Origin of the sequence: Pseudoxanthomonas suwonensis (assembly GCF_010093235.1) — a bacterium.
Classification (GTDB): Bacteria; Pseudomonadota; Gammaproteobacteria; order Xanthomonadales; family Xanthomonadaceae; genus Pseudoxanthomonas; species Pseudoxanthomonas suwonensis.
Genome location: NZ_PDWP01000009.1, coordinates 44305 through 59288, shown reverse-complemented (window position 1 = coordinate 59288; position 14984 = coordinate 44305). Strand labels below are relative to the sequence as shown.

Annotated in this window: 9 protein-coding genes; 4 read left to right on the top strand and 5 right to left on the bottom strand. The window is 72.6% G+C overall.

All coding sequences use genetic code 11. The annotated features are described in order from the left end of the window. Nucleotides 1–23: 23 nt before the first annotated feature. From CSC68_RS05750 to CSC68_RS05740, 3 genes are all read right to left on the bottom strand, one after another. Entirely contained in the window at nt 24–1592 is a 1569-nt protein-coding gene (locus tag CSC68_RS05750) for a tetratricopeptide repeat-containing sulfotransferase family protein (protein WP_162202568.1), read from the bottom strand. Next, nucleotides 1589–3142, bottom strand: coding sequence for a tetratricopeptide repeat-containing sulfotransferase family protein (locus tag CSC68_RS05745; protein ID WP_162202567.1), 1554 nt, complete (start codon nt 3140–3142; stop codon nt 1589–1591). The genes CSC68_RS05750 and CSC68_RS05745 overlap by 4 nt, the downstream gene beginning before the upstream one ends. Nucleotides 3143–3255: 113 nt before the next feature. Next, nucleotides 3256–6285, bottom strand: a complete 3030-nt coding sequence (locus CSC68_RS05740; protein ID WP_162202566.1) for a TonB-dependent receptor — start codon at nt 6283–6285, stop codon at nt 3256–3258. Between the two features lie 295 nt (nt 6286–6580). Here CSC68_RS05740 and CSC68_RS05735 point away from each other — a divergent pair, with 295 nt between their 5' ends. Then, nucleotides 6581–8440 carry a monovalent cation:proton antiporter-2 (CPA2) family protein gene (locus tag CSC68_RS05735; RefSeq protein ID WP_162202565.1) on the top strand — a complete coding sequence of 620 codons (1860 nt, stop codon included), beginning with the start codon at nt 6581–6583 and terminating at the stop codon, nt 8438–8440. Between the two features lie 24 nt (nt 8441–8464). Here CSC68_RS05735 and CSC68_RS05730 read toward each other — a convergent pair whose 3' ends face one another. Next, complete coding sequence (locus CSC68_RS05730; RefSeq protein WP_162202564.1) at nt 8465–11782, bottom strand: ankyrin repeat domain-containing protein; 3318 nt, start codon at nt 11780–11782, stop codon at nt 8465–8467. Further along, nucleotides 11775–12032: a YcgL domain-containing protein gene (locus CSC68_RS05725; RefSeq protein ID WP_162202563.1), complete on the bottom strand. Its 258-nt coding sequence runs from the start codon at nt 12030–12032 to the stop codon at nt 11775–11777. Before CSC68_RS05725 ends, CSC68_RS05730 begins: the two co-directional genes overlap by 8 nt. A gap of 205 nt (nt 12033–12237) precedes the next feature. Between CSC68_RS05725 and CSC68_RS05720 the strand changes: the two genes are divergently transcribed. Genes CSC68_RS05720 through CSC68_RS05710 form a run of 3 tightly spaced genes read left to right on the top strand, consistent with a single transcriptional unit; the run spans nt 12238 to nt 14955 of the window. Continuing rightward, complete coding sequence (locus CSC68_RS05720) at nt 12238–13419, top strand: beta-ketoacyl-[acyl-carrier-protein] synthase family protein (RefSeq protein ID WP_162202628.1); 1182 nt, start codon at nt 12238–12240, stop codon at nt 13417–13419. Beyond that, entirely contained in the window at nt 13416–14201 is a 786-nt protein-coding gene (locus CSC68_RS05715) for a beta-ketoacyl synthase chain length factor (protein WP_162202562.1), read from the top strand. Before CSC68_RS05720 ends, CSC68_RS05715 begins: the two co-directional genes overlap by 4 nt. After that, a complete protein-coding gene (locus CSC68_RS05710) occupies nt 14194–14955 on the top strand; it encodes a glycosyltransferase family 2 protein (RefSeq protein WP_162202561.1) in 762 nt (253 codons plus the stop codon). Before CSC68_RS05715 ends, CSC68_RS05710 begins: the two co-directional genes overlap by 8 nt. Nucleotides 14956–14984 lie beyond the last annotated feature (29 nt).

Here is a 14984-nt window from a genome sequence, read left to right as displayed (position 1 = left end):
GGCGCTCCCGAGGCGCCGCCCGCTCAGGGCGCGCGCAGGCGCTCGATCATCGGCGCCAGCCACTGCGCGTAGGGGGCCCATTTGGGCCGGTCGCGCGCCTGGATGCCGCCACGCACCTGCACCGCGCTGGCGGTGACCACGCCGCGCGCCGCGTCTGGACTGAGCATGCCCGGCCGGAAATCCAGGCCGCAGAACGCGGCGACCCTGCGCATTTCGGTCTCCGGCTCGCGCACCAGGCGCGCGTACTCGACCTGCAGGATCCGCCCGGGGAAGCGCTCCATCCAGCGGGCCATCAGCCGGTCGTGCCAGCGGTGGTAGTCGGCCAGCTCCAGCGGGTCGTAGCTGTAGGGATTGGCCTCGGAGAACAGCTCGCGCAGGTTGGAGAAGCAGGTCTCCACCGGGTCGCGGACCATGTGCAGGATCCTCGCCTGCGGCAGCGCATGGGCGATGAAGCCGATGTTGAGGAAGTTGGAGGGCAGCTTGTCGGTGAACCAGCGCCGCGGGCCCAGTCGCCACGCCACGCTGTCCAGGTAGAGGCGGCCGGCCTCGCCCAGGTCGCGCGCGGCGGCGCGCTCGACGATGGTGGCGTCGACCACGCCGCGGCAGTGGTGGTCGGCGAGGTGGCGCATCGCGCTGGTGAAGTCGTACAGCTCGCCCAGCCCCTGGACCTCGCCGTGCCCGTGCAGCAGCTGCTCCAGCAGGGTGGTGCCGGAGCGGTGCATGCCGACGATGAAGACGGGCACCCTGCCCGGATCGGCCTGCACCGTGGGCGCCACGCCCGGCTCGAACCGCTCCAGGGCCGCGAACAGGGACTGCATCCGCGCCGGCTCGTAGGCCAGGCGCGAACGCTTGGCGCTGCAGCCGATGCGCAGGGCCTCCCAGGCCTCGTCGTAACGCCCCAGGTCGTCCAGCTCCTTGTGCAGGGCGAAGCCGAGCAGGGCCACGTCCTCCGGCCGGCGCCCGGGCCGGGCCAGCTCGCGGCGGATCGCCTGGACGTGGTTGCGCTCCGGCGTCTGCTTTCCCAGCCAGGCCTGCAGCCAGTAACCCTGTGCGATCTCCGGCGCGCGGTGCAGCGCACGGGCCACGTCCGCGGCCGCCTCGTCGAAGCGGCCCAGGTAGGTGAGCACCTGTCCGCGCGCGAGCAGGGTCGGCGGATAGTCCGGGTCCGCGCGCCGCGCCTCGTCGAGGAAACCGATCGCGCGCTCGGGCAGGTTGGCGTAGCTGAGCTGCGCGGCGACCCCCAGCAGCAGCGGGATCGGCATGCGCGACATCGGCAGCAGTCGCTGGATGCACGCCAGCATCGACTGGACCTGGTTGAACGTGCGCAGGCGCGGCAGCAGTTCCAGCAGCAGCGCCGGATCGGAGACGCCGCTGGCGGCGGCCTGCAGCGCACGACGCTGCGCCTGGCGGTAATGGCCGGCCAGCGAATGCACGTAGGACAGCTGCACCAGTGTGTACGCGTCCTGCGGCGCCTGGGCCAGGATCCGTTCGTAGGCGGCGATCGCCGCATCCCAGTCCTGGCCCGCGGCCAGCGCCTCGGCGGCGTCGAGCATCGGCCACAGCTGGCGCGGGGCCGGATAGGTGCCACTCATGCGCCGGCCTCCAGCGCCTGCTGCAGCGGGTGCAGCCACTGCGCGTAACGGCGCCATGCGCCGATGGCGCGCGCATGCACGCCCTCGCGCACCTGGCTGCTGCTGGCGGTGGCCACCGGCGCGTGGTTCCGGGAAACATCCTCCACCCCCGGCTGCGGCGGCAGCCCGAGGAAATTGAGCAGCTCCGCGGCGCTGGCGGCCGGATCGCGGGCCAGGGCCTCGTAGTCGACCACGCGCACCGCCCACGGCGCCGCCGCCTGCCACGCGGCTACCAGGCGATGGACGCGCAGGCAGTGCGCGGCCAGTTCGTGCTGCACGTAGCTGTAGGGATAGGCGCCGCCCTGGAACAGCTCCTTGAGGTTGGAGAAGCAGGCGTCCATCGGCTCGCGGCGCAGGCACACGATGCGCGCCCGTGGCAGCGCACGCAGGACCAGCGGGATGCACGACAGGTTCATCGGGTTCTTGTCGACCAGGTGGCTGGCCACGGCATCGGCGGTGCCGATGCGCTGCAGGTAGCGCCGGCCCACGGCGGCCGCGTCGACCGATGCCAGCAGCGCGGCCGCGCCGGGCTGCAGGCCATGGCGGAAGAACCGCCCCGACACCTCGCTGATCGCGGCGGCCAGGTCGTTGCGTTCGCCCAGCGCGCGCACCTGCGGATGGTTGCCGAGGATGCGTTCCAGCAGGGTCGTTCCGGTGCGCGGCATGCCCACGACGAACACGGAGCATCGACCTTCGACGCCCACGCGCGGTTCCGGCAGCGCGCCGACGGGCATCAGCGCCTCCAGGGCGGCGGTCTCCAGCGCCGGATCGCAGGTGATCGTGGCGCGGGCCAGCGCGGCGCCGCGGTCGAGCGCCGCCCAGGCCTGTTCCGTTTCGCCGGCGCGGTCGAGCTCATGGAACAGGGCGTATTCCAGCTGGACGCGCTCCCAGCCGCTCGCCGCGGCCAGCGCCTGGCGCAGGCGCGGCACGCGTGACATCGCCGGCTCGGCCGGCGCGTGGGTGGCCAGTGCCCAGTGCGCGTCGGCCAGGCGTGGATCCAGGGCCAGCGCGGATTCGTAATGGCGCATCGCCTCGCCGGCGCGCCCGAGGTAACGCAGGACGTTGGCGCGGGTCAGCTCCAGCAGCGGATGCGGCGGCAGCCGCCGCCCGGCCCGGTCGAGCAGGTCCAGCGTCTCCGTGTAGCGTCCTGCCAGCCACAGGTGCTGGGCCAGCGCCGGGAGCTGGCGCAGGAACTGCGGATCGTCGTGGTCCGCCTCCAGGACGAGCGCAGCCACGCGGTCCTCGGCCGCGAACTCCAGCAGGCGCGCGGTGAGATAGGCCAGGTTGCGGTCCACCGGCGCCGGAGGCAGCAGCATGGCGGCCTGCAGCACGTGGTCGCGGGCGGCGATGTAGTCGTCGGCGGCCTGCTCCAGGCGCGACATGCGCAGACGCGCCGGCACGTGCCAGGGGCAGGCGGCGAGGATCGCTTCGTAGTGCGGCCGTGCCGCCGCCGGGGTTCCGGCGGCCACCAGCTGCTGTGCCTGCTGCCATGACTCGACGACCGTCGGCATGCGCTCCCCGTGGTGGACGGACGGCCCAGCATAGCGCCGGGCCGCCGGAAGACGGAGGCCGCCACGCGGCGGCCTCCACTGCCATGGCCCGCGTGCAGCGGGCGCGGCGTCGCTCAGAACCGGTACTGGACCATGAATCGCACGCTGCGTGGCGCCTGGAAGCTGCGCGGCAGCAGGTACGTGTTCAACGGCACGCCGGTATTACCGTCCTCGGCCCGCTCATCCACCGCGGTGACCTTCTGGTTGTTGAACACGTTGAACACGTCGATCTTGAACGACAGGCCCTCGGCCCAGTTGGGCGCGTAGGCGATGTTCAGGTCGAACGTGTTGGTCCACGGCAGGCGCCCGGCGGTGCCACGCGGCACGGCCTCGGCCGGCCCGTCGACGCCGCCGGCCTCGGTGGTGCCGCAGCGGAAGAACGACGCGCCGTACGGGTGGATGTCGCCCTGGTAGGGGTAGAACACGCCGAGGCAGTTGACCGGGCGGCCGGACTGCACCAGCAGGTTGCCGCCCACCGACCACTCGTCGTTGAACTGGTAGTTGCCGAACAGCTTCAGGCTGTGGCGCCGGTCATTGGGCAGGTAGCCGTAGGAGTCGACCGCCAGTTCCTTGTAGTCGAAGTCCTGGGTGACGCTGGTATCGGCCTGGCCGATGTCCGACTTCACGCCGCCTTCGGTGTTGCCCTTGCTCCAGGCCAGGGTGTACGAACCGCTGAGGAAGAAGTTGTCCCAGCTGCCGTCCCAGAAGAACTCCAGGGCCTTGTAGTTGCGCTTGGCCGGCGGCGACAGCAGTTCGCCCGGGATCGTGTACTCGGTGAGGACGCCGTTGTCCTCCAGGTCGGTGACGAACACCGCGTCCTTGCCCGGGTTGAACATGCGGCAGTACGGGAAGCCCGAGCTCGGCAGCACCGGGTCGAAGCCCTCTTCGACGGCGCGGTCGTAGATCGGCGTGTAGTCGCAGTTGTCGTCGATGGCGGCCTTGAGCTTGCGGTAGATCGCCTTGGCACCGATGTTCTGGTGCTCGGTGAGCTGCTTCTGGAAGCCGAGGATGAACTCGTCCTGGTACATCGGATCGAGGTTCTTGGCAGCGATTGTGGCGGGGTTCTTGGGCTCGCCGAACTCGCCGTTGATGTACTGCAGGCCGCCGCGCGGGGTCAGCCCCTGCGGCACGCCGGTCACCGGATCGACCCCGGTGAAGTCGTAGTTCTGGCGGGTGTAGAGCGAGGCGCTGGCGCCGCGCACGGCGACGCTGGCGGTCAGCGGCAGCGCGTAGCGGCCGGCGTTGCCGTAGATCTTCAGCGTGGAGTCGCCGTTGGCGTCCCAGGAGAAGCCCAGGCGCGGGGCGAACTGGTTCTTGATCTCCACGTACGCCTGGCCGTCGCCGTTGAAGTTCTTGAAGCTGTCCCAGCGCGCGCCCAGGTAGGCGGTGAAGCGCGGGGTGATCGACCAGAAGTCCTCGATGTAGTACGCGGTCTGCTCGACCTTGACCCGGGTGCCCTGGTTGACGATCTGCTCGCGGACGATGTCGAACTCGTCGCCGGTGTTGGGCAGTTCGTCGGGACCGTTGTTGGTCGAGTAGCGCCAGATGCGGCCGCCCTCGTAGGAGTTGCCCGCCACCGAGGTGAAGTCGTCGGTGTCGTAGCCGAACCCGATGCGGTGGTTGCCGATCTCCCAGTCGAAGTCCAGGCGCAGCTGGTCGCGTTCGTCCCTGGAGTCGCTGCGTGCGATGGGATCGCCGGTGATGTTGCAGGCGCTGGAGTACACGCCGGTGATCGCGGTCCGGTAGCCGGGGCGCGCGTCGGTGATGATCGGGCAGCCGTTCGCCGGCTCGGCCAGGTTGCCGCCGTACTCGACCCGGGTGCCGTCGGCGGTGCGCAGGTAGGTGGCGCGCGAGTACTCGCCGGTGCCGTAGAGCACCGACATGGTGAAGGTGTCGGTCAGGTAGCCGGTATAGCGGCCGATGTAGTTGTCGCCGCCGGCCTCGGTGTACGAGGTGCCCACCAGGTCGCCACGGTTCACCTGGCCGACGTCGTTGAGGTAGGTGCGGGTGGTGGTGGTGCGCTTGTCCGACAACCCCGTGAACTCGATCACGTGGTTGTCGGTGATGTTCCAGTCCAGCTTGACCAGCCAGCGCGGATCGCCCTTCTCCACTTCCTTGTTGTTGGTGCTGGACACCACCGTGTCCCAGTAGTCCTCTTCCCGCTCGGAGTAGGACACGATGCCGTAGGCGAACAGCTTGTCCCTGATCAGCGGGCCGCCAGCCCAGAACGAGGTCTCCCAGCTGCCCAGGGTATCCTTGGAGTTGTCCTCGCGGATCTTGCCCAGGTCGTCCGGCACCAGCGGGTTGGAGTAGTAGGCGCTCCTGACCTCCTCGCGCAGCGAGTCCGGCGACCAGAACACGTTGGCGCCGGCCTCGAACTCGTTGGTACCGCGCTTGGAGACCATGTTGATCACGCCGCCCAGCGAGCGGCCGAACTCGGCGCCGTAGCCGCCGGTCTTGGTCTGCTGCTCGGCGATGGCCTCGTAGGGGACCTGGGCGAAGTTGAGGTTCCGGAACGAATTGCTGATGTTGAAACCGTTGAGGTAGTACTGGTTCTCGGCCACCGAGGAGCCGCCGAACGAGGCGAGGTTGCCGAAGGCGTCGTCGCCACGCACGGTGCCCGGCGCCAGCAACGCGACCGACACGCCGTCGCGCGACACCGGGATGCGCGCGATCTGCTCGGCGGTGAGGATGCTGGTGGACTCGACCGAGGACACGTCGATCGGATTGACCGCACGCGCGCCACGGACCTGGATGCCGGCGAGGGTCTGGGCGCCGGATTCCTCGACGAAGTTGACCCGGGTACCGGTGCCGAGGCTGACGCTCACCTCGCGGACCGCGGTGGACCCGTCGCCGCGGGTCAGCGTGACCCGGTACGTACCCGGCTGGATGGAAGGAACGCGATAGCTGCCGTCGGCGCCGACGGGCACCTCGCGGCGGAAGCCGGTGGCGGGGTTCTCGATAACCACCGTCTCCCCGGGGTTGGCTTGTCCAAACAGCGCACCGGTCGCCGACTGCGCGTACACACCGGTGGTGACACAAAGGCCCAGCGCCATGGTGAGGGCGCTGCGGCGAAGGTTGCGGTTCCAGCGTTTGTGCTTCACGGCTTTCCCTTCGTGGACAGCCCGGATGGGCCCTCAACCGTTACTATCGGCACTTGCTCCGGTCAACAAACATTCAGCAGATATAAATAATTTGTATCGAAACTGTGTCGGCGTTAACAGTTTCATACGATTGCTTTAACGCCAAACCCCTCCGGCCCGTTTGCGGCGCGGCCGGCCACGCGCACCCCGGGCCTCCATGCAGCCGCACCACAACTCCGAAGACCCGGCAGTACGGGCGTCGTCACATTCCCCGTACCCACGCGCCCGCCGGCAGGCGCGATAATCGGGCCGATCGATGGATACTCCCCTGCCCGGCAACCTGAGCTTCGAACTGGCCCTGGTGCTGCTGGCCGCCACGATCGTGGCCGTTCCCCTGTTCCGCCGGCTGGGCCTGGTCGCCGTGCTGGCCTACCTGGCCACCGGCGTGCTGCTGGGACCGGACGGCATCGGCGCGGTCAGCGACCCCGAGCGGATCCTGGGCGCCTCCGAGCTCGGCGTGGTGATGCTGCTGTTCGTGATCGGCCTGGAGGTCTCGCCCTCGCGGCTGGGCCTGCTGCGGCGCCCGGTGTTTGGCGCCGGCGGAGCGCAGGTGGCGCTGTCGGCCCTGCTGCTGGGCACTGCCCTGTTCCTCTATGGCGTGCACTGGAAGGGCGCGCTGGTCGCCGGCATGGGCCTGGCCCTGTCCTCCACCGCGGTCGGGCTGCAGATGCTGGCCGAGCGCCGCGAACTGGGCAGCGACCACGGCCAGCTGGCGTTCGCCATCCTGCTGTTCCAGGATCTGGCCGCGATCCCGCTGCTGGCCATCATCCCGCTGCTGGGCGGGGTCAAGGACGAGAGCCTGACCTGGGCCATGGTCGGCCACGCGCTGGGCGCGCTGGCCCTGGTGTGGTTCGGCGGCCGCCTGCTGATGCGGCGCGGACTGAAGGTCGTGGCCAGCATCCGCACCCCCGAGGTGTTCACGGCCACCGCCCTGCTGGCGGTGCTGGGCAGCGCCTGGATCATGCAGCAGGCCGGGCTGAGCCCTGGCCTGGGCGCGTTCATCGCCGGCGTGCTGCTGGCCGATTCCGAATACCGGCACGAGCTGGAATCGCAGATCGAGCCGTTCAAGGGCCTGCTGCTGGGCCTGTTCTTCATCGCCGTGGGCATGGGCATCGACCTGGACCGGATCGCCGCCGAGCCCTGGCTGATCGCCGGCGGGGTGGGCCTGCTGCTGGTGGTGAAGTTCGGCGTGCTGCTGGGCATCGGCAAGGTCGCGCGGCTGCAGCCGGGGCACGGCCTGCTGCTGGGCGGCACCCTGTGGCTGGGCGGCGAGTTCGCCTTCGTGGTCTTCCACGAGGCGCTGCGCGTGCGCCTGCTGACCACCGCCGAGTACGACCGCCTGGCCGCGATCGTCGGCGTGTCGATGGCGCTGATGCCGCTGATGCTGATGGCGCTGGACCGCTACCTGCGCCAGCGCCGCGAGGACCATCCGCAGGAGGCGCCGCAGTACGACAACCCGGCGCCGTCGCTGGAGAAGCCCAAGGTGCTGATCGCCGGCGTGGGCCGGTTCGGCCAGATCGTGGCGCGCGTGCTGGCGGCGAAGAAGATCCCCTACGTCGCCCTGGACCGGAGCCCCGAGCGCGTCGACGACGTGCGCCGCAGCGGCGGCCGCATCTTCTATGGCGACCCCACCCGCTCGGACCTGCTGCGCGCGGCCGGCGCCGAGCACGTCAAGTTGTTCGTGGTCTGCACCGACGAACCGGAGACCACCATGCAGTCCGTGCGCCTGATCCGGCGCCAGTACCCGCAGGCAAGGATCCTGGCCCGCGCGCGCGACCGCCACCAGGCCTGGCGGCTGATGGACCTGGGCACCGAACCATACCGGGAGCTGCTGGGCACCAGCCTGGAAGTGGCCGAGCGCGTGCTGCGCGAGCTCGGCGTGCCCGCGGCCGCCGCCGCCGAGCATATCCGCCGCTTCCGCGAGCACGACGAGGCCCTGCTGCAGGAGCAGTACCTGGTCTACGACGACGAGGCCGCGCTCAAACGCAGCACCCGCCAGGCACGTGCCGAACTGGTGCGGCTGTTCGAGGCCGATGCCGAGGACCCGGCGGTGGCCGGCGCGGCCGAAGGCACGGAAGGCACGACGCAGGCCAGGCCGCCGGGCGACGCCACCTGAAGCCGCCCCGCTCCGGCGGGCCGGTCAGTTCCGCGGCTGGTTGAGGAAGCGGGCCATGGACAGCCCGCCGTTCTGGTGGGAGGGCACGAATTCCGCGGCCACGTCGATGAAGCCCCGCATCACCGCGATCTCGCGCGGGGTGCGGTTGAGGGTGTCGCGCAGGTCCGGGTCGGCGCCGGCGCGCAGCAGGCGCTGGACCACGCCACCCAGCCCGTGCAGCGCGGCCAGGTGCAGCGGACCGAAGCCGCGCGGGTCCTGCGCGTCGAGCGAGACGTCCTCTTCCAGCAGGCGCTCCAGGCCGGCCAGGACCACGTTCTCGTCGCAGGCGCTGCCCGGCTCGGCGCGCGCGCCCAGCAGCAGCAGCAGCGGGGTGACGCCGCCCGCGGCTGGCTGGTCCGGCTCGGCGCCGGCCAGCAGCAGGGTGTCCAGCAGCGCCAGCAGGCGCGGGCCGTCGCGCCCGGTGAAGCCGTACAGGGCGGCGCAGTGCAGCGGCGCCAGGCCCTGGCTGTCGCCCGCGGAGATGTTGGCGCCTGCAGTCAGCAGGCGCGCGGCGATGTCGGCCAGGCCCAGCGCCGAAGCCAGCATCAGCACGGTCACGCCGCCAGGCAGGCGGTACTCCAGGTCCGCGCCTGCATCCAGCAGCGCCGAGACGATCCCGGCCTGGCGCATGCTCACCGCCGCCGACAGCGGGGTGGCGCCGCTGTTGGCCGCATGCTGCGGGTTGGCGCCGCGCGCCAGCAGCAGGTCCACGACCGCGACATGGCCGCCACCGGCTGCGCGCAGCAGGCCGGTGCAGCCCTGCGCATCGGTCGAATCCACCGCGAAGCCCAGGTCCAGCAGGCGGCGAACGGCGTCGGCGTCGCCGGCCATCGCCGCCGCCGGCACGTCCGACGCACGCAGTGGGCGGCCCGGAAGCTGCCAGCCGCGCCAGTCCAGCCAGTCGGCCAGGTCGCGGCGGCCGCTGGCCAGGGCCACGCCCAGCGGGGTCTGGCCGTCGGCGGCGCGCGATTCAGGCGAGGCGCCCTGCGCCACCAGCCGGCGCAGCGCGGCCTCGCGGCCCAGCGCCGCGGCCAGGTGCAGCGCGGTCATGCCATGGCTGTCGCGCGCCTCGCGGTCCACGCCGGCGTCGAGCAGGGCGTCCAGCAGGCGCAGCCAGCCCAGGCGCACGGCCAGCGCCAGCGGCGGATCGCCGGCCGGCGAAGGCAGGAAGGGATCGGCACCGGCGGCGAACAGGGCCAGCGCCAGCTGCGCGTGGCCGCGCGCGGCCTCGTCGCGCTGCACGCAGGCGGCGAGGAACCGGGCCAGCCCGCCGGCACCGGCCGGCGAGGCGCCATGGCGCAGCAGCTGCTGGATCGCCGGAGCGGCCTCGCCGCCACGGCCGAGCAGGGCCGAGAGCACGGTGTGGCCCTCGACCAGGGTTTCCGGATCCGCACCCTGCTCCAGCAGCCAGGCCAGGGCCGAAGGCCGCGCCTGCAGCTCGCGCTCGTGCAGCAGGCCGCCCAGCTCGGCGGCGCTGCAAAGGCGCGCCAGCGTCGCCAGGCCGTCCGTGCGGTCCGCCAGCAGGCCCTCGCGCACCAGCGCCAGCGGCGGGCGCGCGTCGGCTTCGGCCGGAGCGGTGGCCACCGCGTCGGCCACCGCCAGCGGCAGCGGATAGGCCGGATCCAGCGCGGCCACGATCGCCCAGCGTCCCGCCTCGGCGGCCACGTCCACCGCGCGGCGACCGGCGGCGTCGGCCACGGACGGATCGACCCCCACCTCGAGCAGGCGACGCACCAGCGGCAGCGAAGGCTGTTCGGCGGCGGCGGCCAGGCGCAGGGCATTGCGGCCCCCGGCATCGGCCGCGGCCACGTCCACGCCGACCGCCAGCAGCTGTTCCAGCACCTCTGCATGCTGCCCGCGTGCGGCTTCCAGCCATGGGGTGCGGCCGGCCTGGTCGGCGCGGTGCGGGTCGGCACCGGATGCCAGCAACGTGGCGACGATCCCGGCATGGCCGGCCAGCGCGGCCTCGTGGAGCGCGGTGCGGCCGCTGCGGCCCACCGCTCCGACCCGGGCCTTGAACTTCAGCAGCAGCTGCACGCCGGCCGGATCGTCCTCGTCGCAGCCGGCCGCGGCCAGCAGCACGGGTTGCCCGCCCGGCGGTTCGGGCTTGGCGCCCCGCTCGAGCAGGAACTTGGCCAGCCGCCAGTTGCCCGCGGCGCAGGCCACGCCCAGCGGCGACAGGCCGTCGTTGTTCAGCGCCTCCAGCTCGGCGGCGGCGTCGCGCAGCAGCGCGGCTACGCCCGGGTCGGTGCTGCGCGCGGCGTGGTGCAGCGGGGTGTTGCCCTCGGCATCGCGGGCGCGCGGATCGGCGCCGTTGGCCAGCAGGGTCATCACCGCCTCGGGGCGGCCGTGCCAGCTGTCGCGGGTGGCCGCCAGCAGCGGGCCGGTGCCGTCGGCCGGATTGAGGTCGATGCCGCGGGCGATCAGTGCGCGCAGCAGGCGCAGGTCCGGCAGCACCGCGGCCAGCACCGCCAGGCTGCGGCGGTCGCGGTCGTCGCCCGGGGGCGGCAGGGGGGGATCGGCGCCCGCGTCCAGCAGCTGCAGGGCATGGTCGACGCGCCCGGCGCGGGCGGCGGCGTACAGCGCCTCGGCCAGCGCGGCCGGATCTTCCGGCGCCGGCGGCAGCGGCTCCGGCTCGGCCTGCATCAGGCTGGCGGCGGCAAGGAAATCCAGCGGCGCGGCGCGCTCGGCCGGGGCCGGGGTCCGCTGCAGCCACAGGTGCAGGGGAATGCCTGCCAGGGACCAGCCCGCCGCCAGGATCCAGCGGCCGACCGGCGACAGCAGTCCCGGCCAGGCCAGCAGCAGCCAGCCACCGAGGAGCAGTGCGATGGCCGCGGCGGCGCCCAGTCCGGCCCAGCTGTCGGCCTGCTGCGGCGGCAGCCGCCGCCACGAGGCACCGGGTGCGGCGCCCTCGCCTTCGACGGCGCGCCATACCGGCCAGGTGCGCCAGAGGCCGAGGACCAGCAGGGCCGCCATCAGGCTCGTGCCCAGCGCCGCGCCCAGGCTTGCGTGGTCGCGCAGCGCCTGCAGCGGCCAGGCCAGCAGCAGCGTGGCCGCGCCCAGGCCCAGGCCCCACGTCGCCAGCAATGCCGGCAGCCCGGCAAGGACCGCGCGCGGTGCGGCAGCCTGCTTGCGGCTGCCGCGCCACCAGGACAGGCCCAGCGCCAGCAGTGGCTGCGCCAGCAGGCCGGCAGCCACGGCAACCCACCCGCCGATGCCGGCCAGCACCGCGACGATCACGCCGGCAGCCAGCAGGACCGGGGCGATGGCGGGCCGGGCAGGAGCCGGAGCGGGCTTACTCATCGGCAGCCCCCGGCATGCCGGGCACGGGCGGGAACTGCACGTGGAAGCCCTGCGCGGACAGGTTGGCGCGGACCACGGTGGCATCGGCGCGCGCCAGCCGGCGGTCGGGCGTCAGTGCGACTTCCAGGACGAATTCCAGCTGGCCCAGCGCTTGCGCCACCGTCGCGGGCAGGCGTGAAAACCCGTCGCGTTCGGCAAGGAAGACGTAGGTGTCGGCTCGGCGGCGGCTCTTGTAGACGTAGGCTTGCATGCGCGCGTGTCGCGCCCGGCCCCGGGGGAACGTAAGAACGTAGGGATTGTGTAGGAAATGTCGCAGGCGCGGAAGCGCGATTTCGCCTGCCACGTTCATCTACGTCAAACCGGGGCCGACGCGGCAGGAACGCCCGCTGTCGCTATACTCGCGCGCCTGCTGCCAACTGCCGCCGCCCTTGGTCAACCATCCCCGCCCGACGCCGATCGCACCCGTCGCCGTCACCGCCTTCACCGCGACCACCGCGCTCGGACCCGGCCTGCAGGCGCAGCGCCAGGCCCTGGAAGGCCGGCGTAGCGGCCTGCGCCGCAACGACCTGCCGGAAAAGCCGCTGGAATGCTGGATCGGCCGGGTTGAAGGCGTGGAAGCGGTGGAGTTTCCCGCCGGGTTCGAGGCCTGGCGCTCGCGCAACCACCGCCTGGCCTGGCTGGGCCTGCAGCAGGACGGCTTCCTCGATGCGGCCCGCGCCGCGGTCGCACACCATGGCGCGGCACGCGTGGCGGTGGTGATCGGTACCTCGACCTCCAGCATCGGCGAGACCGAGGACGCCTACACCCGGCTTGAGGACGGCCGTTTCCCCGCCGACCTGGCGCGGCTGAAGGTGCATTCGCCCGATGCGGCGTCCGGCTTCGTGCGCGCGGCCACCGGCGCCGCCGGCCCGGCCCTGACCGTGGCCACCGCCTGCTCCTCCAGTGCCAAGGTCTTCGCCCATGCCGCGCGCCTGATGCAGGCCGGCCTGGCCGATGCGGCCATCGTCGGCGGCGTGGATACCCTGTGCGGCAGCGTGCTGTACGGCTTCAATGCGCTGCAGCTGGTCTCGGCGCAGCCCTGCCGCCCGTTCGACGCCGCACGCGACGGGCTTTCCCTCGGCGAGGCCGCCGGCTTCGCCCTGCTCGAGCGGCAGCCCGGCGCCGGCCAGGTGCGCGCCTGGCTTGCCGGTTATGGCGAATCCAGCGACGCCCACCACATGTCTTCGCCGCATCCGGAAGGCCTGGGCGCACGGCGGGCGATGGAGGATGCGCTGGCGCGCGCGGGCCTGGCGCCGGGCGACATCGGCTACCTGAGCCTGCACGGCACGGCGACCCCGGCCAACGACAGCGTCGAGGCCGCCGCGGTGGCCGCGCTGTTCCCCGATACCCTGCACGCGAGTTCGACCAAGGGCTGGACCGGCCACACCCTGGGCGCGGCCGGCATCGTCGAGACCGCCTTCTCCCTGCTGGCACTGGAGCACGGGCTGCTGCCAGGCACCCTCAACAGCACCGCGCCCGACCCGGCGTGCGGCCCGCAGATCCGCTTCGACAATGCCCGCGCCGACATCGTCCATGCGATGAACAACGCCTTCGGCTTCGGCGGCAACAACTGTTCGCTGGTGTTCTCACGCGCATGACCACGACCCTGACCGCGGCAATCGAAGGCATCGGGCTGTGGGCCCCGGGCGTCCCGTCCTGGGAGGCCTTCGTCGGCCTGCAGCGTGGCGAGGCGGCGCCGGAAGGCGCGCCCGCGCGCCCGGCGCCGGCCCTGCTGCCGCCCAACGAGCGCCGGCGCGCGCCGGACACGGTGCTGGTCGCGCTGCAGGCGGCGCAGGCCGCGTGCGAGGCGGCCGGCCGCGATCCGGCCAGCCTGCCCTCGGTGTTCGCCTCCACCTACGGCGAGCTGGCCATCACCGACAACATGTGCGCGACCCTGGCGAGCGCGCCGACCGAGATCTCGCCCACGCGCTTCCACAACTCGGTGCACAACGCCGCCGCCGGCTACTGGACCATCGGCACCGGCGCGATGGAACCGGCCACCGCGATCAGCGCCGGCGAAGCCACCTTCGCCATGGGCCTGGTCGAGGCCCTGGCCCAGCTGGAAGCCGGCGCGCCGGCGGTGCTGCTGGTCGCCTACGACGGCACGGCGGTCGGTCCGCTGCACGACGTGCTCGGCAGCGAGGGCCTGCTCGGCATGGCCCTGGTCCTGGCCCGTCCCGGCGGCAACAACCGCCTGCAGCTGCGACTGGACCCGGACGCCGGGGCGGCGCCGGTAGCGCCACGGTGCGGCATCGCCGCGCGCAATGCGATGGCCCCGGCGGCGCTGGCGCTGGCCGAGGCGCTTGCCAGCACGCATGGCACCACCGCCCTGCCGCTGGGCGAGGGCCGCGGACTGCGGATCGGACTGGCCCATGGCTGACCCGCGTACCACTCCGGTCGTGATCCCGGCGCTCAACGAAGCGCTGCGCATCCGCGACGTCGTCACCCAGACCCTGGCCCATTGCCCGTGGGTGATCGTGGTCGACGACGGCTCCACCGACGGCACCGCCGACTGCCTGGCCGACCTGCCGGTCACCGTGCTGCGCCACGGCCTGCGCCGCGGCAAGGGCGCGGCCCTGCGCACCGGCTTCGCCGAGGCGCTGGCGCGCGGCGCCACCGGCGCGCTGACCATCGACGGCGACGGCCAGCACGATCCTTCCGACCTGCCGCGCCTGCTGGCCGCCGCCGGGCGCCATCCGGGCCACATCATCATCGGCGCGCGCCTGCGCCACCGCGCCCAGGCGCCGCGGCTGCGGCGCATGGCCAACGCCTTCGGCGACTGGGGCGTGAGCTGGGGCGCCGGCTACCGCATCGCCGACACCCAGAGCGGACAGCGCTACTACCCCGCCCCGGTGCTGGCGTTGCAGGACGTGCCCGGCGAGGACTTCGTGTTCGAGGCGCAGCTGCTGATCTCCGCCTCGCGCCGGCTGGGCGTGCGCAGCGTCGCGGTGCCGGTGGAAACCCGCTACCGCGGCCAGGACGGCGGTCCGCTGCGGCGCAGCCATTTCCGCCCGCTGCGCGACCTGTACCGGATCACCTCGCACGTGGTGCGCCAGGTGATCGCCTATGGCGACGTGTGGCGCGAGTACGCGCGCGTGCGGGCACAGCCGCCGCTGATCGACACCACGCCCTGAAGCGGACCGTTTCAGGGCCAACCGTGTTT

Coding starts and splice junctions, on each gene's coding strand:
- CSC68_RS05750 (WP_162202568.1), bottom strand. CDS start 1,592: ATGAGTGGCACCTATCCGGCCCCGCGCCAGCTGTGGCCGATGCTCGAC.
- CSC68_RS05745 (WP_162202567.1), bottom strand. CDS start 3,142: ATGCCGACGGTCGTCGAGTCATGGCAGCAGGCACAGCAGCTGGTGGCC.
- CSC68_RS05735 (WP_162202565.1), top strand. CDS start 6,581: ATGGATACTCCCCTGCCCGGCAACCTGAGCTTCGAACTGGCCCTGGTG.
- CSC68_RS05730 (WP_162202564.1), bottom strand. CDS start 11,782: ATGAGTAAGCCCGCTCCGGCTCCTGCCCGGCCCGCCATCGCCCCGGTC.
- CSC68_RS05725 (WP_162202563.1), bottom strand. CDS start 12,032: ATGCAAGCCTACGTCTACAAGAGCCGCCGCCGAGCCGACACCTACGTC.
- CSC68_RS05715 (WP_162202562.1), top strand. CDS start 13,416: ATGACCACGACCCTGACCGCGGCAATCGAAGGCATCGGGCTGTGGGCC.
- CSC68_RS05710 (WP_162202561.1), top strand. CDS start 14,194: ATGGCTGACCCGCGTACCACTCCGGTCGTGATCCCGGCGCTCAACGAA.